At 67.2% G+C, this 22,774-nt stretch carries 25 protein-coding genes, 2 tRNA genes and 1 pseudogene; 10 read left to right on the plus strand and 18 right to left on the minus strand.

The window, feature by feature from the left end; genetic code table 11:
- Positions 1-75 precede the first annotated feature (75 nt).
- The 3 genes from AL346_RS20360 to AL346_RS20370 all read right to left on the minus strand — a co-directional run bounded on the left by AL346_RS20360 (position 76) and on the right by AL346_RS20370 (position 3,756).
- Positions 76-1,227 carry an amino acid ABC transporter permease gene (locus tag AL346_RS20360; protein ID WP_019401430.1) on the minus strand — a complete coding sequence of 384 codons (1,152 nt, stop codon included), beginning with the start codon at positions 1,225-1,227 and terminating at the stop codon, positions 76-78.
- 10 nt (positions 1,228-1,237) lie between these two features.
- The gene (locus AL346_RS20365; protein ID WP_040403862.1) at positions 1,238-2,434 is read right to left on the minus strand and encodes an amino acid ABC transporter permease; all 1,197 of its coding nucleotides are present in this window, start codon (positions 2,432-2,434) and stop codon (positions 1,238-1,240) included.
- Positions 2,435-2,739: 305 nt separating this feature from the next.
- The gene (locus AL346_RS20370; RefSeq protein ID WP_026015001.1) at positions 2,740-3,756 is read right to left on the minus strand and encodes an amino acid ABC transporter substrate-binding protein; all 1,017 of its coding nucleotides are present in this window, start codon (positions 3,754-3,756) and stop codon (positions 2,740-2,742) included.
- 356 nt (positions 3,757-4,112) lie between these two features.
- On the opposite strand from AL346_RS20370, the gene metC reads away from it, so the two are divergent.
- Positions 4,113-5,291, plus strand: coding sequence for a cystathionine beta-lyase (metC, locus tag AL346_RS20375; protein WP_019401433.1), 1,179 nt, complete (start codon positions 4,113-4,115; stop codon positions 5,289-5,291).
- 79 nt (positions 5,292-5,370) lie between these two features.
- Here metC and AL346_RS20380 read toward each other — a convergent pair whose 3' ends face one another.
- The 3 genes from AL346_RS20380 to AL346_RS20390 are packed head-to-tail and all read right to left on the minus strand — an operon-like array spanning position 5,371 to position 8,248.
- Complete coding sequence (locus AL346_RS20380) at positions 5,371-5,712, minus strand: lipid-A-disaccharide synthase N-terminal domain-containing protein (RefSeq protein WP_019401434.1); 342 nt, start codon at positions 5,710-5,712, stop codon at positions 5,371-5,373.
- Entirely contained in the window at positions 5,712-6,464 is a 753-nt protein-coding gene (locus tag AL346_RS20385) for a glycosyltransferase family 2 protein (RefSeq protein WP_053193992.1), read from the minus strand. Before AL346_RS20385 ends, AL346_RS20380 begins: the two co-directional genes overlap by 1 nt.
- Before the next feature lie 53 nt (positions 6,465-6,517).
- Positions 6,518-8,248 carry a glycosyltransferase family 39 protein gene (locus tag AL346_RS20390; RefSeq protein WP_053193995.1) on the minus strand — a complete coding sequence of 577 codons (1,731 nt, stop codon included), beginning with the start codon at positions 8,246-8,248 and terminating at the stop codon, positions 6,518-6,520.
- Positions 8,249-8,604: 356 nt separating this feature from the next.
- Here AL346_RS20390 and AL346_RS20395 point away from each other — a divergent pair, with 356 nt between their 5' ends.
- The 3 genes from AL346_RS20395 (at position 8,605) to AL346_RS20405 (ending at position 10,410) form a co-directional block, all read left to right on the plus strand.
- Entirely contained in the window at positions 8,605-8,814 is a 210-nt protein-coding gene (locus tag AL346_RS20395) for a cold-shock protein (RefSeq protein ID WP_019402418.1), read from the plus strand.
- An 822-nt stretch (positions 8,815-9,636) separates the two neighbouring features.
- Positions 9,637-10,026, plus strand: a complete 390-nt coding sequence (locus tag AL346_RS25450; RefSeq protein ID WP_019402417.1) for a hypothetical protein — start codon at positions 9,637-9,639, stop codon at positions 10,024-10,026.
- Between the two features lie 138 nt (positions 10,027-10,164).
- Entirely contained in the window at positions 10,165-10,410 is a 246-nt protein-coding gene (locus AL346_RS20405) for a hypothetical protein (protein WP_019402416.1), read from the plus strand.
- A 165-nt stretch (positions 10,411-10,575) separates the two neighbouring features.
- Here the strand turns inward: AL346_RS20405 and AL346_RS25215 are convergent, their stop codons facing one another.
- Positions 10,576-10,923, minus strand: a complete 348-nt coding sequence (locus AL346_RS25215; protein ID WP_156332817.1) for a hypothetical protein — start codon at positions 10,921-10,923, stop codon at positions 10,576-10,578.
- Positions 10,924-10,931: 8 nt separating this feature from the next.
- Here AL346_RS25215 and AL346_RS20410 point away from each other — a divergent pair.
- The 4 genes from AL346_RS20410 to AL346_RS20425 all read left to right on the plus strand — a co-directional run bounded on the left by AL346_RS20410 (position 10,932) and on the right by AL346_RS20425 (position 11,910).
- Positions 10,932-11,008, plus strand: a tRNA-Pro gene (locus AL346_RS20410).
- Positions 11,009-11,096: 88 nt separating this feature from the next.
- The gene (locus AL346_RS20415; RefSeq protein ID WP_019402415.1) at positions 11,097-11,402 is read left to right on the plus strand and encodes an ETC complex I subunit; all 306 of its coding nucleotides are present in this window, start codon (positions 11,097-11,099) and stop codon (positions 11,400-11,402) included.
- Positions 11,403-11,424: 22 nt separating this feature from the next.
- Positions 11,425-11,501: transfer RNA gene (locus AL346_RS20420), tRNA-Arg, on the plus strand.
- A 148-nt stretch (positions 11,502-11,649) separates the two neighbouring features.
- Positions 11,650-11,910 (plus strand): hypothetical protein, encoded by a 261-nt coding sequence (locus AL346_RS20425; protein ID WP_053194096.1) that lies wholly within the window; start codon positions 11,650-11,652, stop codon positions 11,908-11,910.
- Positions 11,911-11,996: 86 nt separating this feature from the next.
- Here the strand turns inward: AL346_RS20425 and AL346_RS20430 are convergent, their stop codons facing one another.
- Complete coding sequence (locus AL346_RS20430; protein WP_019403043.1) at positions 11,997-12,311, minus strand: DUF2853 family protein; 315 nt, start codon at positions 12,309-12,311, stop codon at positions 11,997-11,999.
- A gap of 311 nt (positions 12,312-12,622) precedes the next feature.
- On the opposite strand from AL346_RS20430, the gene AL346_RS20435 reads away from it, so the two are divergent.
- Both AL346_RS20435 and AL346_RS24840 read left to right on the plus strand, forming a co-directional pair.
- Entirely contained in the window at positions 12,623-12,934 is a 312-nt protein-coding gene (locus AL346_RS20435) for a hypothetical protein (protein WP_019403042.1), read from the plus strand.
- A gap of 345 nt (positions 12,935-13,279) precedes the next feature.
- The gene (locus AL346_RS24840) at positions 13,280-13,441 is read left to right on the plus strand and encodes a DUF1328 family protein (protein ID WP_019403041.1); all 162 of its coding nucleotides are present in this window, start codon (positions 13,280-13,282) and stop codon (positions 13,439-13,441) included.
- 592 nt (positions 13,442-14,033) lie between these two features.
- Here the strand turns inward: AL346_RS24840 and AL346_RS25220 are convergent.
- The 10 genes and pseudogenes from AL346_RS25220 to AL346_RS20485 form a co-directional block, all read right to left on the minus strand.
- Positions 14,034-14,195, minus strand: a complete 162-nt coding sequence (locus AL346_RS25220) for a hypothetical protein (protein WP_019403040.1) — start codon at positions 14,193-14,195, stop codon at positions 14,034-14,036.
- Positions 14,170-15,336 carry a site-specific integrase gene (locus AL346_RS20440; protein ID WP_019403039.1) on the minus strand — a complete coding sequence of 389 codons (1,167 nt, stop codon included), beginning with the start codon at positions 15,334-15,336 and terminating at the stop codon, positions 14,170-14,172. The genes AL346_RS25220 and AL346_RS20440 overlap by 26 nt, the downstream gene beginning before the upstream one ends.
- 62 nt (positions 15,337-15,398) lie before the next feature.
- Positions 15,399-15,494 (minus strand): annotated as a pseudogene (locus AL346_RS25975) (helix-turn-helix domain-containing protein); the annotation flags it as partial.
- Positions 15,475-15,921: a helix-turn-helix domain-containing protein gene (locus AL346_RS24850; protein ID WP_157672257.1), complete on the minus strand. Its 447-nt coding sequence runs from the start codon at positions 15,919-15,921 to the stop codon at positions 15,475-15,477. The pseudogene AL346_RS25975 and the gene AL346_RS24850, both read right to left, overlap by 20 nt.
- 87 nt (positions 15,922-16,008) lie before the next feature.
- Positions 16,009-16,644 carry a M15 family metallopeptidase gene (locus AL346_RS20450; protein ID WP_019403037.1) on the minus strand — a complete coding sequence of 212 codons (636 nt, stop codon included), beginning with the start codon at positions 16,642-16,644 and terminating at the stop codon, positions 16,009-16,011.
- Positions 16,645-16,788: 144 nt separating this feature from the next.
- Positions 16,789-17,028: a hypothetical protein gene (locus AL346_RS20455; RefSeq protein ID WP_019403035.1), complete on the minus strand. Its 240-nt coding sequence runs from the start codon at positions 17,026-17,028 to the stop codon at positions 16,789-16,791.
- A complete protein-coding gene (locus AL346_RS20460; RefSeq protein WP_019403034.1) occupies positions 17,025-17,681 on the minus strand; it encodes a lysozyme in 657 nt (218 codons plus the stop codon). The genes AL346_RS20455 and AL346_RS20460 overlap by 4 nt, the downstream gene beginning before the upstream one ends.
- Before the next feature lie 2 nt (positions 17,682-17,683).
- A complete protein-coding gene (locus tag AL346_RS20465) occupies positions 17,684-20,674 on the minus strand; it encodes a hypothetical protein (RefSeq protein ID WP_020424491.1) in 2,991 nt (996 codons plus the stop codon).
- Entirely contained in the window at positions 20,652-21,296 is a 645-nt protein-coding gene (locus tag AL346_RS25455) for a hypothetical protein (RefSeq protein ID WP_197286583.1), read from the minus strand. Before AL346_RS25455 ends, AL346_RS20465 begins: the two co-directional genes overlap by 23 nt.
- Before the next feature lie 781 nt (positions 21,297-22,077).
- The gene (locus AL346_RS20485) at positions 22,078-22,701 is read right to left on the minus strand and encodes a hypothetical protein (protein WP_019403032.1); all 624 of its coding nucleotides are present in this window, start codon (positions 22,699-22,701) and stop codon (positions 22,078-22,080) included.
- Positions 22,702-22,774 lie beyond the last annotated feature (73 nt).

Genomic DNA, 22,774 nt, shown 5'->3' on the forward strand with positions numbered 1-22,774 from the left:
CGCGGTCTCGGTCTTCAGCGAAACGGGCTTGAGCTGGGCCGGACGGTCCGTTGCGGTTGCCATTGCCATCGTTTCTTACCTCTTTTGTCCAGCCGCGAGCCGGCGTTCCACCGCCAGTGAATAGCGCGACATGCCGTAGCAGCAGATGAAATAGAAAAGTCCCGCGAAGGCGTAGCCGGTGAGCCGTGTCACGGGCGTGGCCCAGGTCGGGTCGACGAGCGTCACCTCGACGGTCTTGATGAGGTCGAAGATGCCGACGATCGACACCAGCGTCGTGTCCTTGAACAGGCCGATGAAGGTGTTGACGATGCCGGGAATGACGATGCGCAGCGCCTGCGGCAGGATGATGAGGCGCATCATCCGCCAGTAGCCGAGCCCGAGCGACATCGCCCCCTCGTACTGGCCCTTGGGGATCGCCTGCAGCCCGCCGCGCACCACCTCGGCCATGTAGGCGGAGGCGAAGAGCGCGACGCCCACCAGCGGCCGCAGCAGCCTGTCGGGCGACATGTTGCCCGGCAGGAACAGCGGCAGCATCGTGTTGGCCATGAACAGCACGGTGATCAGCGGCACGCCGCGCACGACCTCGATGAAGATGACGCTGGCGAGCCTGACGAGCGGCAGGCGCGAGCGCCGGCCGAGGGCGAGCAGCACGCCGAGCGGCAGCGACACGACGATGCCGACGATGGAGACGACGAGCGTCACGAGGATGCCGCCCCACAGCGAGGTGTCGACCCGCTCGAGGCCGACCGCCGTCCAGCCGCGCAGCAGGATGAAGGCGACGACGGGGAAGATGACGAAGAAGTAGAGCGCCCCGAGGTTGCGCTTCGGCGCGTCGAGCCACAGAAGCCAGGCGATGCCGATGGCGCCGAGCACGAAGACGATGTCGACGCGCCAGCGCTCGTCCCACGGATAGGAGCCGTAGACGAAATAGCTGAACTTGGCGTCCACATAGGCCCAGCAGGCCCCCACCTCGCGGCCGACGTTGGCCGCAAGGCAGGCCTCGCGGTCGCTGCCGGTCCACACCGCATCGAGGAAGAAGAAGCGGATCGCCGGGGGCACGACGAGGTAGATGATGTAGAGCGCGATCAGCGTCAGGATGGTGTTGCCGACGGACGAGAACAGATTCTCGCGCACCCAGGCGACCCAGCCGCGCGCCAGCAGCGGCGGCGGCTGTTCGGCGATGGGAGTGCCACGGACGTAGGCGACGGGTTCGGTCGTGATGGCCATCGTCACCTCCTCATCGCTCGACGATCGCCGCGCGGCGGTTGTAGAGGTTCATCACCAGCGAGGTGATGAGGCTGATGGCGAGATAGACCGCCATGGTGATCGCGATCACCTCGACAGCCTGCCCCGTCTGGTTGAGCACGGTGCCCATGAAGACCTGCGCAAGATCGGGATAGCCGATGGCCACCGCCAGCGACGAGTTCTTGGTGAGGTTGAGGTACTGGCTCGTCAGCGGCGGGACGATGACGCGCATCGCCTGCGGGATGATGACGAGCCTCAGCGTCGGCCCCTCGCGCAGGCCGAGCGCGTGCGCCGCCTCGGTCTGCCCGCGCGAGACGGCAAGGATGCCGGCGCGCACGATCTCGGCGATGAAGGCCGCCGTATAGGTCGACAGGCCGACGAGCAGCGCCACGAATTCGGGGAAGATCTGCACCCCGCCCGCGAAATTGAAGCCGCGCAGCTCGGGATAGCTGAAGGCGATCGGCCGTCCCGTCAGGAGGAACACCAGCAGCGGCAGGCCGACGATGAGCGCCAGCGCCACGGTGCCGATGGGCGCCTGCTGCCCCGTCGCCTCCTGCCGGCGCCGTGCCCACGCGCGGAAGACGAAGGAGCCGATGAGGCCGACGACGACGGCGCCGATGACGAGGCCCGCCCCCGGCTCGAGCAGCGGCTGGGGCGCGAAGAGGCCGCGGTTGTTGAGGAAGACGCCGCCGCCCACCTCGTACGACTGGCGCGGATTGGGCAGCGCCTTGAGGACCGCGTTGTACCAGATGAACAGCTGCAGCAGCAGCGGCACGTTGCGGATCGCCTCGACATAGACCTTGGCGAGCTTCGCGACCATCCAGTTCGACGACAGGCGCGCGACGCCGACGATGAAGCCGAGGATCGTCGCGAGCACGATGCCGATGGCGGCGACCAGCAGCGTGTTGAGCAGGCCGACGATGAAGGCGTCGCCATAGGTCGAGCCGCCCGAGCTGCTGAAGGGAATGAGCGTCTGGTTGACGTCGAAACCCGCGGTGGTCGAGAGGAAGTCGAAGCCCGAGGCGATCCTCGCCCGGCGCAGGTTCTCGATGGCGTTGGTCGTCGCTTCGTAGACGAGGAAGGCGAGAACGACGACGAGGATTACTTGATAGGCGACGCCGCGCACCCGAGGATCGTTGATTACGCTCGTGCGCGGACTTGTGCTCTGGGTAATGTCGGTCACTGACATGCCTCCCGACACGGGAACGCGCGGAACGCTCCCGTTTTGGCAACTTCATTCCGGCCGGCATGAAAGATGTCGGCCAGCGTTCGCTTGTCGGTCAGGCTAACAGCCGAAGCACCCCACTCCCGTCATCTTCCGTTCTTTTTTCATTTTCATTCCCCTTGTAACGGCAGGCGTCTGACGGCCCACCTTGGACGTTTTTTATTATAGCACCGCCAGCCGGATTCCTTCACCTGTTTACAGGCGGTTGCTTGCTTGTGACCGTCACCGGCGCCCCGGGCCGTCCTCCCCGGCCCGGGGCGCCGCTCATCTCAGCGGATCGGCGGCGCGTACTGCAGGCCGCCCTTGGTCCACAGCGCGTTGAGGCCGCGCTTGATCTTCAGGAGCGATCCCTCGCCCACGTTCTTCTCGAAGATCTCCCCGTAGTTGCCCACGTGCTTGACGACGCGATAGGCCCAGTCGTTGGTGAGGCCGATCGCCTCGCCGAACTTGCCCTCGGTGCCGAGCAGACGCTTGACCTCGGGGTTGTCCGACTTCAGCTGCTCGTCGACGTTGGCCTTGGTGACGCCGAGCTCCTCGGCGTTCAGCATGGCGTTGTGAACCCACTTCACGATATCGAACCACTGGTCGTCGCCATGGCGCACGGACGGGCCGAGCGGCTCCTTGGAGATGATCTCGGGCAGAACGATGTGATCGTCGGGGTTCGTGAGCTTCAGGCGCTCGGCATAGAGGCCCGAGGCGTCGGTAGTGAAGGCGTCGCAGCGGCCCGAATCATAAGCCTTGACCGTCTCGTCCGACGTCGCGAAGGCCACCACCTCGTACTTCATGTTGTTGGCGCGGAAATAGTCCGCGAGGTTGAGCTCCGTCGTCGTGCCCTGCTGCGTGCACACCGAGGCGCCGTCGAGCTCGAGCGCCGAGGAGATGCCGAGGCTCTTGCGGACCATGAAGCCCTGGCCGTCGTAGTAGTTGACGCCGGTGAAGTTGAGGCCGAGCGAGGTGTCGCGCGACATCGTCCAGGTGGTGTTGCGGATGAGGACGTCCGCCTCGCCCGACTGAAGGGCCGTGAAGCGGTCCTTCGCGGACAGCGGGATGAACTTGACCTTGTTCGGATCGTCGAAGACGGCCGCGGCCAGCGCGCGGCAGAGGTCGACGTCGAGGCCGGTCCAGTTGCCCTTGTCGTCCGGCACGCCGAAGCCGGCAAGGCCGGTGTTGGCGCCGCACTGGATGAAGCCCTTCTGCTTGATCTGGTCGAGCGTCGCAGCCGAGGCAGCCGTTGCCGCGAAGCCGGCCGCCAGCCCGACTACGACCGAAGCGATCATACGTTTCATTGATTGAATCTCCCACTCTGAAGGTCCGTCGGAGCCGGGGAAGGCCAGTGCATCGGACTTCCGTCGCTCCGGGCTGGCCCTTCGCGACCGGTCACCATACCCGGCCATGCGGGGAACGGCATCACCGGCGCAGGCTCCATGCATCACGGACTGTTATGCATCACATTCGACTTTGTTGAGCCGGTCAAGCACAACCGTGACAAACTCATGGCGCAAAAGGGGCAGAACGACGGTCGCCCGCCGCTCTCCCCGCAAAACACGTGGCTCCGTCGCAGCGGCACGGCTTGACGGCAGCGGGAACGCCAGTCCAAACATCCGGACATCCACGCTCACGACCCCCAGGGTTTTCCACAGGCATGTCTTCCAGCACCGATAGACCGCGCGGCATCCGCACGCGCCTCGTCACCGCCGGGCGCAACCCGGACGAGCAGTTCGGCTTCATCAACACGCCGGTCTACCGCGGCTCGACGGTGCTCTATCCGACGATGGATGCGCTGGTCCATCGCAAGGCCCGCTATACCTATGGCACCAAGGGCACGCCGACGATCTCGGCCCTCGAAAGCGCCTGGACGGACCTGACCGGCGCCGCCGGCACGGTCGTCGTCCCCTCCGGCCTCGCGGCGGTCACGATCGCGCTACTCGCCTCAGTCAAGGCGGGCGACCACGTGCTCATGACCGACAGCGTCTACCAGCCGACGCGCCATTTCTGCGACACGGTGCTGAAGCGCATGGGCGTCGCGGTCGACTATTTCGACCCGCTCGTCGGCGCCGGCATCGCCGCGCTGATGAGGGACAACACGTCGGTCGTCTTCACCGAGACGCCGGGCTCGCAGACCTTCGAGGTGCAGGACGTGCCGGCCATCGCCGAGGTGGCCCATCAGCGCGGCGCCCTCGTGCTGCTCGACAACACCTGGGCGACCCCGCTGTTCTATCCCCCGCACGAGCGCGGCGCCGACATCGCCATCGAGGCCGGCACCAAATATCTCGGCGGCCATTCCGACCTGCTCATCGGCCTCGTCTCCGCCAACGAGCGCTGCTGGCCGGCCCTGCGCGCCACCTTCGACGCCTTCGGCGCCTGCGCCGGCCCGGAAGACACGTTCCTCGCCCTGCGCGGCATGCGCACCATGCAGTTGCGCCTCAAGGAAGCCGAGAAGCAGGCGCTCGACCTCGCGGCCTGGCTCGAGGCGCGCCCGGAGGTGAAGCAGGTGCTGCATCCGGCGCTCCCCTCCTGCCCCGGCCACGAGACCTGGAAGCGCGACTTCCTCGGCTCGACCGGCGTGTTCTCCATCGTCCTTCATCCGGCGTCGCAGAAGGCGGTCGCCGCGCTGCTCGACGGGCTCGAACTCTTCGGCATGGGCTTTTCATGGGGCGGCTTCGAGAGCCTGATCATCCCCTTCGACTGCCGCAGCTATCGCACCGCGAGCGCCTGGAATCCCGGCGGGCCGTGCCTGCGCCTGCAGGTCGGCCTCGAGGACCTCGACGACCTGAAGGCCGATCTCGATGCCGGCTTCGCGCGGCTGAAAGCTGCCGGCTGAGCGGATTCACTTTCCGAGCAACGCGGCATAACGCGTTGCTCCCGCTTGCGTTTCCCGCCCGACAACCAGCGCGGCGCCTTCAGCCCTTGGCGGCCGAGCGCGCGGCGCGCCGCTCGCGGGTGATGAAGACGAGGTTGCGCAGGTAGATGAAGATGCTGAATGCCTGGCCGAGGATGATCACCGGCTCGCGCTTGTAGAGCCCGTAGACGAGCGTGATGAGCCCGCCGCCGATGGAGAAGAACCAGAAGGCGACCGGGATGACGCTGCGCTGCTCGCGCTCGCTCGCCACCCACTGCACGACGAAGCGCATGGCGAAGAGCAGCTGGCCGATGAGGCCGAGCGCCAGCCAGACGTCGAAGTTGGCGATGAAGACCTCGTAGAGGTAGCCGCCGATCTCGCGCGACAACGACATGATGAGCATTACTTCAACTCCTCGGCGGGCGCCGCCCGCCGGCAGCGGCGGATGAGCCACCACACGCCGCAGAGATCGAGGATGCCGACCCACAGGCGGTCGAACAGCCCGTAGTTGGACTGCCCGGTCAGGCGCGGCCGGTCGACCACGTCGACGAGCACCACGTCATAGCCCTCGCGCTTGACGAGGGCCGGCATGAAGCGATGGATGGCGTCGAAATAGGGCAGGCTCAGGAAGACGTCCCGCCGCACCGCCTTGAGGCCGCAGCCGGTATCGCGGGTGCCGTCGCCGAGCACGGCCCTGCGCACCTTGTTGGCGATGCGCGACTGCACGCGCTTGAAGCCCGTGTCCTTGCGCCCGAGACGCTGGCCGGCCGCCAGCCCGACGCCCGGCCCGCCCGCTTCGAGCGCGGCGACGAGCTCGGGGATGAAGGCGGGGTCGTTCTGGCCGTCGCCGTCGATGGTCACGATGATCGGCGCCCGCGCCACGCGCGCGCCCGCCCGGACGGCGGCGCTCTGCCCGGCCGAGCGCTCGCGCCGCAACCGCCTCAGCCACGGCCGCTCGGCCGCGAGCCGCGCCAGCTCCGCGCCCGTGCCGTCGCTCGACCCGTCGTCGACGTAGACCACCTCGAAAGGGGCCAGCCCGGCGCAGGCGCGCTCGATCTCGGCCACAAGCGGCGCGATGTTGCCGGCCTCGTTCTTGACCGGCACGACGATGCTCACACGCGGTGCCGGGGCGTCGATCTCAGATTGATCGTTCATTTCAAACCTTGCAGGCGGCCGAAGGACCGGCGTGGCTCACGGGTGGCTCTCGCTCAATCGCCCGTGGCGTAGACGCCGATGTCGAGCTTGCGCCCTCCGTTGATATTGAATCCCGGCACCCGTGTGACGAGACGTGGTGTTTTTCCCATCTCACCGAGCGACGCAAGGAATTCCTCTTCCGCCCGCGCTTCGACGAGCGCGATGCGGCACCCCGGACCATCGAGGAAGGCGGCCGCCGCCTTTCCGTCCGACGCCATCGCCAGATCGGTGCCGACGAGGAAGACGAGGCTCGGCTCGCGATAGCCGACCGTCACGACCTGCGGCGACGGGCAGCCGATGGCTTCGACCGCCGCCGCAAGGCGCGGCGACAGCTTCAGCGCGCGCAGCAGCGGCTGGGTGAGGCCCCAGACGGAGACCGACAGCACGAGCGAGGCGGCGACGGCGAGCACCGCCGTCTTGACGACCGCGCGGCGCCGGAAGGCAAGCCACGCCCAGAAGGCGACGAGGGTGGCGACGAGCATGCCCGGCATGCCCGCATAGGGCGGCACCCCGTCGAGCTGATAGCCGGCGATGCCGAGGCCGATCAGCAAGCCGAGCGGAATGAGGGGAATGAGCAGGGCCGCCGGCACCGCCGCGGGGCGATGCGGCCCGACCTCGCCGAGCTCCATGACCTTGACCGTGAAGATGGCAAGGGCCGGATAGAGGGGCAGCACGTAATGCGGCAGCTTGGTCGGCACGGCCTCGAAGATGATCCAGGACGGCAGCACCCAGGCGAGGCACACCGCGACCCAGGGCTCCGCCCGCCATCGCCAGGCGAGCGGCAGGGCGATGGCCGTGAGCACGGCCGCCGGCCAGAACGTGCCGAAGAAGGCGAGGAGATAGAAGCCGGGCGGAGCCCAGTGCTTCTCCTGGCCCGAGCCGACCTTGGCCAGCATGTCCTTGCCGACCGATTCATCGAAGAAGGCGCCGCCCGTCTTCATGGCGATGGCGATGAACCACGGCGCGACGATGAGAGCCGTCAGCAGCAGCCCCCAGCCGGGCCTGAGGCCCTTCAGCCAGCCGACGGTGCGGGCGCGGGCCGACAGGGCGGCCCCGGCAAGGCCGACCACCATGGGGCCGATCGGTCCCTTGACGAGGATGGACAGGGCGAAGGCCGCCCAGAAGGCGGCGATCGTGCCGGCCGGGATGATCCTGTCGCGCCAGAGGTAGAGCCGCGCCAGCCCGCCGAACAGCACGACGGTCGTGGCCGTCAGCACCGCATCCGTCTTGGCGAGCCGCGCCTCGACGCCGAGGAGGACGGAAGCGGCCATGAAGGCGCCGGCGAGCAGCGCCCCGCCCGGTGACACGAAGGCGAGCGCCGCCCAATAGGTGACGAGCACCGTCGCCACCGCGCCGAGGAAGGAGGGAATGCGATAATAGGCGATGGTGGCGCGCGCGTTGTCGACGCCGAGCGCCTCCGCCCCGGCGACGACAGCGCTCTGCAGCCAGTAGATGCCGACGGGCTTCTTGTGGCGCGCCTCGTCCTGGAAGCGGATGTCGACGAAATCGCCGGTCTCGAGCATCTGCTTGCTCGCCTGGGCGAAGCGGGGCTCGTCCCGGTCCATCGGCTGGAGGGAAGCGAAACCCGGCGCGAAGGCCGCGCAGGACAGGAGGAAGAGGACGACGAGCGCCCTCGCATGGCTCGCACTCAGGGCCGCGACGAGCCGCTGCGCCCAGTCGCCGCCCTGCACCGCGCCCTTTTTCCGCACACCGGCTGGCGCCGTGCTTTCACCGATCAAGGCCATTCTCTCGCCCGTTCCGGAAATCCCGCCCAGCGCCGCCCCCGGCGCCCTGGCCCGCATTCGCCCTCGACGCCCCGCATGTCGAACGAGCGCCGTTTTAGCGGCGGCATGCGCTGCCGGCAATGGCTTGCCCTGCCGCCCCTTTGAGCCGCTCTCGCCGCCCGGCCGGCCAAGCGCCTTGCATCGACCACAATTGGGCCCTATCGTTACCTTATCGAGATTTGGCCGGAATATTGGTCTGTCACGCCTCGCAGTCAGGCGCACCTACCTACTTCTTCCCCAAAATCTGCGACGACAATGGCGCTCGCCCGCTTGGCGTGCGCGCGCCCGCGTGCAACCTGAAGACGAAGGATACGACAATGAGCACCGGCACCGTGAAGTGGTTCAACGAGCAGAAGGGTTATGGCTTCATTCAGCCTGACGACGGCGGCAAGGACGTGTTCGTCCACATCAGCGCCGTCGAGCGCGCCGGCCTGCGCAGCCTGAACGAGGGCCAGAAGATCTCTTACGAGCTCGAGACGGACCGCCGCACCGGCAAGACCTCTGCCGGCAACCTCCAGGCCGCCTGAGGCCTGCCCCGGCGGGAGGGCGCAAGCGCCCTCCCCCTTCGGCCGCGCCCTCGCGCGAGCCCGCGTGCAGGCACCAATCCGGACCATCCCGGCGCCGCCGCATCTTCAGCACGACATCGATGAGATACCGGGCCTTCCTCCTCGGCCCGCAGTCGCCAGGCGCCGGACCAGTGCGGGCTGGCGAAAGGCTGCAGCTCGGCTCCTCCAGGGCAAGACGCGCCGCGAGGGCGTGGCGGCGACAACTGCAAGGCAGCGTTGTCCAGCGGCTCAGGCACGCCCGGACGGTCGGCACCGGGCCAATGGCGATGGCGCGCCCTGCCCCGATATCCGTTCAGCAGCACCAGGCGGCATAAAAAAACCGCTCTGGTTTGGAGCGGTCCAAGGCTTCAGTCTGGTTGATACGGGCCGGGCGCAACTCCGGCGAACATCCTGCTAGATGAGGGTTAGTGGTCCGGTTGCTTCGCTCTTCGCTCTAGTGGCGCGCTGTGCTCCATGAGAGACACACCCACTCCGGTGCGTGTTATTAACCACTGTCTCCGCAACCCGCGTGTCTGCTTTCCACGCCGCCGCTTCAACTCTTTCTTGCCTAGAATTTGCCACGATTCGCGAAGCGCTCGCAATGAGATCTCCGCCACGATGGGTGGATTGCGGCGCGGCAGGCTGCGACCGACCTTCGCCTTTGGGTAGCCTCCGCGACCGAGCATCGGTTCCAATCTGCTGGACCCATTGGCCAGCAAGGACCTTGACAGGTCTGCCCGCTCCAGTTGGGGACTTTTTTCGGGAAATTCTGTTACGCCCGTCGGATCACGACTGGAGCGGCCCATGTGCAACCTCTACAACGTCCGATCCAACCGCGAGGCGATCCTCGATCTTACCCGCGGCATGGTCGACCGAATCGGTTGGAACGAGCCGTCGCGCGACATCTACCCCGGCACGCTCGCACCGATCGTCCGCATCGGCACGGACGGTGAGCGAGAGATGGTTATGGCGACCTGGGGCATGCCGACGCCGCCGGAGCGCATCCGGGGCAACTATGATCCCGGCCTCACGTTCGCCGCCGCCTGCGCCGCCCATGGCTGGACGCGCAACCAGTGCACCGAGGAGCTGCGCGTGCCGCGCTCTACCTATGACAAATGGTGCGATGGTGGAAAATGCGACCGCGAGGCAAGCAGGCGCCGCCTGATGTCCCTGATCGACCAAACGACGCCCTGAAACGCAAAAAGGCCCCGCCATCGGCGAACCGGGCGGGCCAAGTCAGGGAGGAAACGCCCGGAGGGCAGCGCCGCTGTCCCACTCTGGCCACCGGAACCTTGCCAGCACTACGCTCGTTCATCGTGGTGGAGGTTAGAAATGGTGTGGATCACTTGGCTAGGCGCCGCTCTCGTCATGATCGGAGTGCTCTATTCGGCACACGTCGCTATCTTTCGCGGCCGCATGAGCAATCCCCACACGACGCAGGCGGGAGTTCCTACGCTGGAACCGAAGCGCAGCGGCATCCGCGTTCTTGGCGTTAGGGACAATTGGCCGGGGCTTGCGATGATTGTCGTTGGTGCAGCTATTCTGCTGTTCGGCTTCCTGACGCACACTCCCGGATAGCCATGAAATTCGATTTCTCTGCTCAGAATGACGAGCACGACGACAGGGAGAGCGTAGCCATCGATTAACCGTCCCTCATGTTTGGTGCTGCTCTCGCGCCGGCAGGCTGCCGCCTATACGCGCATCGCAAATCTGCCGGAAGCCCCCGGAAGGGATCGTTTCTCCTTAGCAGGGCAACTCGCCGCGGTGATCAACAAAAGTGGAACTCCCGCCGACAGATGTATCTAAAATGGAACAGACATAGACGCGCATATCGCGACGACGATGAAGTACGCCCACGCCGATGACGACGATCTGAGGGAGGCGATGGAGGATGTCGCCAAGGGACGTCGGAAGCGGCCGGCCCAGCCCCGGAAAAGGGAACGAGTGCACCGTGAACAGGGTGGGAACACGCTTCGGGATTTTTTCGGGACTTTCGGTCCCGAACTGTGCATGTCGGTTCCGTTCCGTTCCACATCGGCGCTGGATGCCCTTGCCTTCCCCCGTCGGAAACACTAGGAAAACCTTGAGCATGAACGGTTCGGGGCATAGCGCAGTCTGGTAGCGCATCTGCTTTGGGAGCAGAGGGTCGCAGGTTCAAATCCTGCTGCCCCGACCATCATGTTCGACGGCTGCGCCGGCAGGTCGCCTTCTGGCCCCTCTCCGGCGCGGTTGGGGCCAGTTCCTAGAGAAAGCCGCGACGACCAATGATCGCACGCATCTACAGGCCGACGAAGACGGCCATGCAATCCGGCACCGCCAAGACGAAGCGCTGGCTGCTCGAATTCGAGCCGGAGAAGCCGCGCGAGGTCGAGCCGCTGATGGGCTGGACGAGTTCGTCGGACATGCGCCAGCAGCTCAAGCTGTCCTTTGACAGCCGGGAGGAGGCCGAGGCCTACGCGCGCCGCAACGGCATCCCCTATCGCATCGAGCAGCCGTTTGCCCCGAAGCGCCGCATCATCTCCTATTCGGACAATTTCAAGTTCAACCGCGTGACGCCCTGGACGCACTGACGCCGCCGGCGAGCCACGCGACGGCCCCTTAGCTCAGCTGGATAGAGCAAGTGCCTTCTAAGCACTAGGTCGCAGGTTCGAGCCCTGCAGGGGTCGCCAACACTCCGGTGCCGGGGCGGCACGCGCGGCAGTGGCGGCATCGCCACCGTGCGCAAAGGCCATTTGCTTTCCGGCCTCGGCCACGTATGAGGAAAGGTGCCGGGCGCGGTGCGCCCGGATTCGCTTGTTCCTTTCGAGGGGCCCGTTCATGAAAAAGATCATTCTTCTGGGCGCACTGGCCTTCGGTCTCGCCGCCTGCAACACCAACAACCCTGGTGACCGTGCGGTCGGCGGCGCTCTCATCGGCGGCGGCGCCGGCGCCCTCGTCGGCGGCCTGGCCACGGGCACGGCCGGCGGCGCGGTCGTCGGCGGCGCCATCGGCGCGGCCGGCGGCGCCATGATCGGCGCGGCCACGGCGCCCCAGTGCCAGACCTACTACTACCGCGGCCGCCGCTATCGCGACTGCTGACACGGGTGTCATTCCATGCAAAAGGCCGGCGGACATCCCGCCGGCCTTTTTTCTGGGCTCGAAGCTCCGGCGAGCGCCTTCCGCGCTCAGGCGAAGGCGTCCAGCTTGCCGAAATGCTCGGCCAGCAGGTAATAGAAGGTCAGACGCGACTTCGTGCGGTCGTCCTTCATGGTCTGGCAGACCGTCTTGATGGCGCCGTCGAGATCGCCGCTCGTCAGCCCCAGCTTCTTCTTCAGGAAATTCTCGCGGATACGGGCGCATTCTTCCGGATCGGAGCATGCGACATAGCGGCTGTCGGACTTGCCGAGCACCAGCTGATACGTTTTGGCGAGGCCCGCCAAGGCGGCCTCGTTGACCGGTTTCTTCGCATACTTCTGAACATCGGCAAGTTGTTCCGACATCGTCCCTCTCCGGGCTTGGGTTGCTGGATGGAAGTACGCAACACGAGCTGTAAAGATCAGGAAGAGAAGCGCCGGCCTGCTGCCTCCTCGAATCGCCGGCCATCAGAGGCGGCGGAAGCGCCGCGGCGCCATTCAAAGCGTTGCCGCCCGGTTTGGCAATGACCGGCCGCGCCGCTTCCGGCGCTGCATCCGCCACGCATCCGACACAGAAATTCGCTGAGATGGCGCTGGTGCCGCCGGCCCGGACGCGCTACAGCCGCAGCCGAGCGCGCAGAGGCTTTCGCGTCGCTTTCCGAGATGAAGGACCTCACATGTATACACTGGAAATCGGCCGCAAGGCCGTCGCCGTGATCGACGCCGACGAGGAACAGGCCCGCTCCGTCTTCGATCAGGAGGCCTTCAGGAACGACCTCAGGCAGATGACGAGCGACGGCGAGCCGCTGTGGGACGGCGTGGCGCCGCTGAATCTGCGCCCGGCAAGCGAGGAGGAATCCGAGACCTTCGACCTGATGATGGAAGAGGACGCGGAAGCCTTCGACGAGGACGAAACGCTCGACGGCGAAGAGGAAGGTCTCGACGTGCTCTTCCTCGTGCCGATCGACGACGGGGAAGACGACGCCTGACGCGCCACAGGCGCGAATCGACCGTTTGACGGGAGCGACATCGTCGGGGCGCGAAAGCGCCCCGAAACGTCTCCCGCGCCGTACAAGCGGACAGGATCCGTTCACGGCCGACAAGGGAGCAGCGGTGCTGCTCCCTTCGTGTCTTTGGCGCGTGCGCTGCGGATGACGCAAGCGCTTCCCGAACGCCGCCCCCCTCTTTTGCGGCTGAAATGCCGGCAAGAGCAGCCTGCGGTGAGATCCCGGCTTGAATGACCGGGGCGGATCGGATCTGGAACCGAAATTCGGGCGAAGGTGTTTCATGTCTGTACCGGCGGTGGACGTTTCCGCCGATGGAAGGACTTCGCCATGCTCAAGTGGATTCTGATTCTTCTCGTCGTCGCGGCCGTTGCCAGCCTTCTCGGCTTTCACGCCTTGGCGGGTGCAGCGGCGACGGGCGCTCGCATTCTGATCGCCATCGTGCTCGTCCTCTTCCTCCTGGTCCTCTTCGGCGTCGTTGCCATCGCCTGAGCACGCGCTAAGGGCAAGGAACCCTGGCGATCATCGCCCTGCGATCGTCGCTGCGGCATCGCAGCCGACGCCACCGAGCCGACGGAACGGATCGGCGCAGCCCCCGGCGCCGGTCCCCTCTCCGGCCATTTCTCGCGCTCTCCACCGCTCACCAAGATCAGCCTCGGCCATGCGCCCCGCATCACGACGAGAGGCCGTCGTGCCTGAGGCCGTCTTCGGGCTGCAGGACGTCCGAGGGCTGCGTCCGCGAGGCCCCGAGACGAACGACGAAGCCGATGGTCGTCCGTCAGCGTTCGCAGGCGGCACGTAAACGTCTCCGCCTGCCCGACAGCGATACGCCTGACATTCCGCAACGCGTCAGAGTGGAAGAGCTGCAAATTCGGATGATGGGATCGAAATGGACGCTTCGGGCGCGAAGGCGGCTACAGCAAGCGTTCGCAGATTGGTTCCGAAGTGGCGCGCCCAAGGGGACTCGAACCCCTGTTTTCGCCGTGAAAGGGCTGCGTGCAAGTTGCAAAAACGCATTTTCGCCTTATAAATCAACAATCTGCCATAACTGAAACGCGCAAAACGCGACAATCAATGGCCAGTATCACAAGCCAAACTTCGCCAGGATCCGGTCGCCGATCTGGATGATTCCCAGCGACAGCGCGACCGCGATTCCGAACCAGCCCCACGCAGCCCCAATGTCGGTCCACTCGAACGCGCCGACCGCTGCGGCGGTCGTCTCAAGCAGCTTCTCGGCCTTCTCCATTTCGCTTCCCCTTCTTCTTCTCGATCGACTTCGCGAGGTACTCGGCCGAGTGGTGGCCGTAGACCCGTTCGACAGTCGGCACCGTGTCGCCGAGCAGGCGCGCCACGTCGTAGATCGACACCCCGTCCATGAGGAGATGCGTCGCGCGGGTGTGACGCAGAATGTGCGGGCTCGCCTTGATGCCGAGGCTCGCGCACAGCTTCACGAAAGGGCGATAGAGCGAAGTCGGGGTGCCGAGCACCCAATCGGTCGCCCTCTTCTCTGCGACGTGCTCCTGGTGCAGACGCTCCAGTGTCGGCCGTAGCTCTGCATCAATAGGCACGATGGGGCGCCGCTTCTTGGTCTTCCGCTCGCCCACCTTGGCCAGATGGATCTTGCCCTCGGCGAGCCTCACCTGCGACCATTGGAGCGTCTCGACGGCGCGCTTGCGGCTGGCCGTGTAGTAGGCGATCTCGATGAAGTCGGCGAGCCGACCAGTGGCTGCGGCGCGCAGCATCGCCAGCTCCGCATGCGTCAGCCACGGGGCCTCCCCGCTCTCCTCTGTGTCGCGACGATCGGACGGGTATTCGAATTGCGGGAGCTGGTCGACGGTGATGCCGGTAAGCCGCTTCCATTTGATGGCGTGCTCGACCGCCGCATGCAGAGTTACCAGCTCGCGCCGAATGGTGCTGTCGCTGCCCTTCTTGTTCTTGCGCCGCTTGCCGCCGCCGATCGTCCCTGCCCGGCGGGCCGCCGTGTAGGCCCGGCACTTCGGGATGTCGATGTCCGTCACGAGGTCTTCCTTGAAGAAGGCCTTGAGGTGACGGATGGCATTCTCCTGGCGGGTCGGGTCGGCGACGTTCGGCCGCCCCCGGTCGTCCAGCGCGTTGACGTGCTCGCGCCAATAGTCGTCGAGTGCCTGCTTGATCGTCAGGCCAGCATTTCCTCGACGCTCGGCAGCGGGGCGCAGGACGTCTTGCCCTTCCGCGAGGAAGGCAGCGAAGCGAGTTTGCGCTTCGTCCGGGTCGCGCGTGCGAAGGCTGAGGCGCTCAACTGACGTCCGCTTCCGGCCGGCAGCATCGACGCTGCTGACGCTCCAGAGGACGTAGTAGACACCGCCCCTGGTGTCGACCCAGGGGAGATCCCGTTTCGCTCTAGACATTTGGATTTCAGCTCCTCAACGGTCTCGGGCGAGTATCGAGCGTGGCCGCCGAGGGTGATGGAATCCGGCACGAGGGCACCCCTGCGGACCCACGACTGCACCGTGCGAGTGTCAACCCCGAGCGCGGCGGCGACGTCCTTACTTGTCAGTAGGCTCATCCGACTCTTTCACCTTTCGAATGATCTCCAGCGCCGTCTCCCACGGCACCGTGCTGTTGACGCGCAACCAAACGCGACCGTCGCCGAGATCTTGCATCGACACCGGCGAGGCTTTGGTGTTGACCGACGCGACGCCGCGGGCCGGGATAAGATCGGCCGGGTTGACACCGAGCGTCTTCGCCAGCGCGTGCAGATGCTCGGTGCGCGGCAGGGTCACTGCGCGCTCGTAGGCTGAGATGTTGCTGCGGTTGAAGTCGGTTCCCGCCGTCATGTGCTTGGACGCATGACGGGCAAGCTCCGACTGGTTCCATCCCTTGGCGCTGCGAAGCGCCTGGAGGCGCCGAGCGAACTCCTTACGCGCATCCAGGGACGATACCCCCTCGGACGGTTCACTCGTCGGGGGCGGGTTTATGTAGTGTTTGGCCATCCTCTCCTCGTGCGGAAATGTCAAAAATCGCGTTTTCGCGACAAACGCGAATATAGACATTAACGCGCACGGGCACAACTGAGCCGCTCAACCGAAGGGGCCGAGCCTCGCAAGTTCGGCCAGCGCCATCTCCGCCTTCTTCGGATCGAGGTAAGCGCCTGATCCCAAATCCTTTTGCAGATACGCGTTGCGCAGGAAGAAGCCGAGGTTCTCCTGCGGCGCGGGCGTCGATTCGGGCGCGTATCCGCTTGCGGATGTCGGGAATTGAGAATTATGTGCGAAAACTGCAACAGGAGCGCTACCCGGAATCTCGCGGCGGGAGCCTATCGGCTCGACATGCCACGGCTCATGAGCCATCGGGAAGTGCAGGCCGAAGCGATTGGCGTTCTGGTGGACCCACTGCCGAACCTCGTCGTAGATCGGCGTCCCCTTCTGGCCGTAGCCGAGGTCGACCGCCATGCCGAAGTTGTGCCGGCTGCGGCCGGGCGGTGCGACCCACTTCCGCGCCGCCTGCTCCGAGCCGTACTTGGCGAGCGCCTGGTCAAAGAGCTGCGCCTGGCGCTCGGGGCTTCGATAGCCGCTGTTGATGCGGAGGTTCTGCCGGACAATGTCCGGCGCCTCGGCGAGCAATCCCGTGAGGCCGCGCATCAGCGCCTCTTGCAGCCGGAGGTGGCTGACGTCCTGCCCAGGAGCGAGGAAGTTGGCGAGGTCGATGTTGGCCACGGTCTACCTCCTCACCGGCACGCGTCGAGCTTCTGGTAGTGGCGGTCGAGATCGATCACCCACGCCGCCGCGCTCGGATCCGTGCGGCCAGCGCTCTCCAGAGCGTCGACCACCGCGGAGGGCGGGCCGGCAAGCGGCGGGCACTCAACGCTTCGACCTGTCGCGCAGGCGGCCAAGGGAAGCGTCAAAATCAACACGCTCGCGATCAACCTCATCCCACTTCTCCCGCATCGCATCCGTCTTCTCGCGCTGCGCGAGGCGCTCCTTGTAGGCGCCGGCCCGACGCGCCTCGACCACAATGGTGACGAGCAGCGCGACAGCGATTCCGATCCAGATGGCGAAGTCCTTCGCCTTGCCCCACAACCACGCCAGCGCCGCCGTCATGCCGCCCTCACCCGCTTCCTGATGAAGAACCAGAGCCCGACGCCGAAGCTCGCAACGATGACGACCGCAAGCGCCCACTGCACCGGCCCGCTGCCGGCGAAGAGCGCGCCAAGGGTCGACAGGATGCCGGCGCCCCACGACACCGTCTCCTTGTCCACGACCGGCGGCTTGTCGGGCTGCGGCTCGACGGTGTTCGAGCAGACGAACGAGCCCTTGGCCCACAACCCGGCCTCGGCCGCCCGGCGGTTGACGAGCCCCTGCACGCGCTGCCCCTTGACGTGCACCCACCGGGCCAGCTCGCCCGGCACGGCGTCGTGCTGCCCGGCATTGAGCTTCCTGAGCAGGGTCGACTTCTCGAAAGCCCCGACGCCGATATTGAAGACGAAGGACACCAGAACGGCGAACTGGTTGTCGGTGAGAGGCACCTTCACCAGGCGCTCGACGGCGGCCTCGGCCTCGCGCAGGTCGTGCACGAGCATCTCCTCGGCCATCGCCTCCGTGATAGTGAGCCCCTCGCGAACGGTGAGCTTCTCGTCCGACGTGTGGCCGTAGCCGATCGTCCAGATACCGCCCGAATCCCGATAGGCCCGCAGCCGCAGGCCCTCCCACTGTTTGATGAGCCGGAGCCCTTCCGCATTGACCCTACGTGCCATCCTCAATCCTCTTCGTTGGTGGCACGGGCGGCGCTGGCGGTGGCGAGAAGGCGTTGCAGGCGGCCGTTGGCCGCCGGGGCGTCGAAGTTCCGCACGTCCTTGCGGAGCAGGTAGACGGCCACATCAGGGTCGGTGGCCATCATGAGCTTGAGGGCGTTGACGCTCTCCTCGTTGGTCGGGATGTTCGACAGGAGCAGCCGCGCCTTTTTCATGATGCTGCCGCCCTGGAGGGCGCCGTAGCGGATGCGCACGGCCATTTCGAGCGGCCGGAGGAAGTTCCCGAAGCGCTCGCCCGTCTGCGAGCCGGGGAGCGCCTGCTTGCCCATGGTCGTGAAGCTCTTGAGCAGGCTGTGCGCCTGCTGGAGCGCGTTCATCTGCTCCGGCGTCAGCACCTCGGCCAGCGCTGCGCGGTTCTTCTCGAAGTTCCGCGTGAGCTGCGCGTAGGTGGTCGCGAACTCGTCCGGCTTGAGCGCATCCGGCTTGGTGGTCGTGACACGCTCAAGCATCTCGTCGGCCACCGCCGCCCGGAAGCCACGGAGCGCCTTCTCGTTGCGGCCGAGGAGCTTGACGGCCTCGCGCATCCTCCCAACCGGGTCGTCGCTGTCGTTAAGGATGGCGCGCGCGGCACGCTGCGGATCCTTGTCCATCAGGATGCCGGCGGCGCTCCGATCGAGGTCGCGCTGCGTTGCGCCGAGCTGGCGCTCGGCCTGCCGGAGGCGGTCGAGCTGCTCCGTCGAGAGCTGGTCGCCGCGGCGCGCCCGCGCGATGATGCTGTTGACCTCCCGCTGCGCGGCCGGGAACTCGCGCAGCACCGAGGCATTACGCGAAGCCCAATTCGACACGGCCTGCCAGTTGAGACGGTTGCTGCCGGACAGGGCGATGTTCGCCACCTCGCCGAGCAGGTAATCCGTCGCGGCGCCCTCCCCCCGCTCGCTGATGACGCGCCGGAGCGACGCGACCTTCTCGGGGCCGCTGCCGAGGAAGCGCGACGCGGTCTGCGACGGCGGCGGTTCGCGCCCCCGATCAATCTCGCGCGTGAACTTCGCCATCTCGTCGGTCGGAGTCGGCCGGTAGCGGCCGGCGAACTCGCGGTACGTTTGGTTGGCCTCGGCGTAGCCGGGCGCCTCCTCGATGGTCCGGTTGATGGCGCCGCGCAGATCGCGGATGCCATCGGCCAGCTTGAAGTTGCCCCGCGTGCGCGCAACCTCCTCGGCAGTGCTGAGCGTCTTACGCAGCTCGGCCAAGTCGCCACCTGCTGCCGTGCCGGGACCGCCGACATTCACCTCCTCTACGCGGGTGATCGGCCGGCCGCTCTCATCGAGGACCGGGCTTGTAACCGTCCGCTGTCGAATGTCCGGTGCGAGAGCCTCCAGCCGCTCGACGAAATCGCCGGGAAGTTCCTCACGTTGGCGGGGATTGAGCGCATTGACACGCTCCCGCACGCGCTGCGCAGCGGCAGTCACGCTGTCGGCTGGGAGTTGCTCAACGCGCCCCGGCGCCTCGTCGAACTGGCGGTTCTTCTCGGCGCGCGCGGCGGTGTAGTCCTCGACGACCGACTGGTGCAGCCGGCCGCTGGCCTCATCGCGGGCCGCGCGCGAGGCCAGCGGCACCTGCGCACCGCGGTCGGCGGCCTGCGCCGTCTCGACTTCCCGCAGCCGGCCGCGCTCGCGGTCCACCTCCCGTTGTGCCTGGTCGAGACGCGTCTCGCCATAGCGCTGTGCATACTCCCGCGCGGCCTGCGGGTCGGCCGTCTCGTCGCGGATGGAGCGCACACGCTCGCTCGCGGCGCCCGAGACCGTGTCATCCCTGTTGATGAAGGGCGCGCGATTCGTGACGCGCTGCTGCCCTTCCAGGCCGGCCAATCCGACGTTGTCGGCGATGAGCCCGGTTGTCGGCACCGGCAGGCCGGCAGCGCGGAACTCGTTTGCCCGATCCTCGATCGTCTGCGCGGCGCGCTCCGGCGCTGCACCAGCCTGGCGCATCGGGAGCCCCTGCCGGCTGGCGTCCTGCACCTCGCGCGCCACCTGCTCGACGTCGGCCCGGTTGAACGACTGGCCGGTGAACGGATCGGGCGCGAGGTTCGTGTCAGTCGACCGGCGCAATGCCGCAGTCCGTGCGGCGCTGCCGAGGCCGCCTACGCCCTCGGTGAGGCCGACTCCGCCAACGGCACCGACGAACGGCGCGAGGATCTGAACAATACCCTTCAACCACGGCGGGGCATCCTGAACTGTCTCGCTGCGCTCCACCTGGCCGGCGGCGGTCTGCGCACCGGCGCCCCCCGCGATGTCGCCGACGATCGTCCGGGCCGGACTCGAGACGTAGGGTTCGATCAGCCGCTCGGCCGCCGGGGGCGCGATGCGCTGACCGCCTTCCCGCGCCGCCACGAGGGTGGGCGCCGCGCGGGCGAGCGGCGCGGCGGTCGCCGCCGCGGCGGTGCCGCCTCGGGCCGCATCGTACAGGACACGCTGACCGGCCGGCATCTCCTGCGGGTCCACCAAGTCTATGCCCGCGCTCTCGACAAGCTGCGACGCCCTGTCGGCGATGGCGTTCGACCCGATCGGGCTCGGGCCAAAGCGGAAGTCCACGCTGCCACCGAACGGCCGGGCTGCGAGGTCCGCGCCGCCGAGCAGGATGTTGGCTGCGAAATTCGACAGGTCCGGCAGTGCGCCCGCCGCGTCGGCGAGGCCACGGCCGACCGCCTGCGTGCCGAACAGAAGCGACTTGGCCGCGCCCGGCGGCTCAATGGGAGCCTGCGCCGCCGCAGGCGGGGGCACCTGGTCCTGCCAGTTGACCTGCGAGTCGCCGAGGGAGATCGGCGGCGCGGGCTGAGCGCCCGGCGCCGGTTGCGGCGCAGCCGCCGGGGCCTGCGCCACGGGCGTGCCGCTCTGTTGCGGGCCGCCGAAGGCGCGCCGCATGGCGTCGGTGATCACGTCGTCCGGCGTGCCATCGGGAAACTCGACGATGCTGCCGTCAGGGGCCTCGATCTCGATCATTCGATCTGCCCCGTTGCCGGGTTGTAGCGGCGACGGCGCGGCTGATCGCCGGCCGGCGCCGGGGTTGTGCCGACCGTGGGGTCGCCTGCGGGTGCCGCACCGGCCGAGGCGCCGGCTCCGCCGGACAGCGCCCGCTGCGCCGCATCACGACTGGACGTGACCAGGTCGAGGATCGTGCGGATCTTGTTCTCGTAGGTGGTCGGGCCGGTGAGCCAGCTCGACGGCGAGCCGACCATCTGAATGACACGCTGGATGTCTTGGTCGCTGGCGCCCCGCCCGGACTGCCCGAGGCCTCGGCAACCTTGTAGACGAGGAAGCCGTTGAGCGTCTCGATGCTGTTGAGGTTCGGGTTGAACAGTTCGGGGAGCAGCGTCTGCGCCTGCGGGCCGAGCGTCTGCACGAGATCCTGGCGCGCCCGGTCGATCTCCCCGACGAGCTGCTGTTGCCCCCCGAACACCGTCGCCACCGAGCCGAAGACGTCGGTCGCGTCCTGCAATAGGCGGCGCGTGTTGCCGGTCGGGCCGACCACCGCGGGGTCTTTTGCGAGAATGCCGAGGATCTGGTTGCCGACCTCCAGCGCCGAGTTCGCGTTGATGACGCGCGTCTGGAGGTCGCCCTGCACGTTCGGCCGCAGCCCGACGTCGTTCGCGGTGCCCTGCGCGTTGGCGATATAGCCGCCGGCCGGCAGCGGCTGGCCGCTGCGCGCGTCGGTGACGCCGTCGTAAGTGATGAAGCTTTGGCCCCCGGCGACGTAGTTCCGCGGCGTCGGCTGCGTCTTGCTCTCCGCGCCAAGGATGCGCTGCTCGGCCGGCGGCAGCGCGCCGACGTTGCCGAAGTTCTGCGCGAGGAAGCCGCCCGCACGTTGGACTCGGCCGCGAGCGGCATCTGCCCGATAGCGTCCTGCGTCCGAGCAATGCGCGGCCCTTCCGGCGTCATGATCTCGGTCGGCTTGTTGTTCAGCTCGAATTGCGCTCGCGCCATCGCGGCGTCGTTGGCCAACCGCTGCTTCTGGATCTCGGTCGCCTGCCCCTGCGCGAAGCCGGTCGGCGTGCTGCTCCAGGCGCCTCCCGCACCGAGGAAGGCGCGCGACCGCATCAGGTCGTCAACGTCGGGGGCCACCGCCGTGACGCCGCGAATGGCGTCGCCGACGTGCTGCGGGTTGATGCCGCCGCGCAGTGCGGTTCCGTAAAGGTCGGCCACGCTGCCGCCGGGCTTGAAGCCGGACATGAGCGTGCCGAGGGCCGCCGCGGCCTCGTTCTCGCGCATCAGCTTCTCGGCCGTACCGCGCTTCGCGGCCACCGTGGCGTCGTCCGGCGCCGACATGAGCACCTTGAGCAGGCTGCTCATGGAATCAGCCACCGGCGAGAGGACACCGGGAATGCGCTGCGACGGCATCTGTTACCTCACCCGAACCAGCCGCGGCCGGCGCCGTAAGCGAAGAGCTGGCCGCCGGAGCGGAGCACGTCGCCGAAGCCGGACGGCTGCTTGAAGGCTGCGTTCCTTATGGACTCCATGCGGGTCGGGAAGAGGCTCGCCGACACGTTGGAGAAGTCGTTCACGGTGCTGATGCCGCGGGCGCCCTGCGTGAGGCCGAGGCTGTTCGACAGCATGGTTCCTTCGCTGCCGAGGAGCTTTCCGAGGCGCGTCGCATCCGCCTTGCTGCGGTCCATGGCCTTCGTCATGGCGTCGGCAAGGGTCTGCCCGACGATGGTCGGCGCCGAACCGGAGATCGGCGGCGTGTAGTTCGGCGCGTTGGATTCCAGGTTGTCGACGAGCGCCTGCGTGCGCTTGTCGGTCTCGCCCTGCTGCGTCGCCTGCTGCTGTTCCGGCGTGAAGCGCTGCATCGTGTTGCCGAAGATGTCGGCCGCTTCCTGCTGGAACTTGCGCTGCTTCTGTATCTCCTGGTCCGTCGCGGCGAGGCGCGCCATCGCGTCACGCTGGCGCGCGCTGTTCTGCTCGCGAGCCGACATGACGGTGCCCGCGCCGCTGAGGGCCGCGGAGGCGAGCAGCGGGAGGACGATCTCCATTCCCATGGCTCATCACCCTCGCACGTAGCTCGAAGACGACCCCGACGCAGATCCGGGCGAGAAAGCCCCCGCC

Origin of the sequence: Chelatococcus sp. CO-6 (genome assembly GCF_001271345.1) — a bacterium.
Lineage (GTDB): Bacteria > Pseudomonadota > Alphaproteobacteria > Rhizobiales > Beijerinckiaceae > Chelatococcus_A > Chelatococcus_A caeni.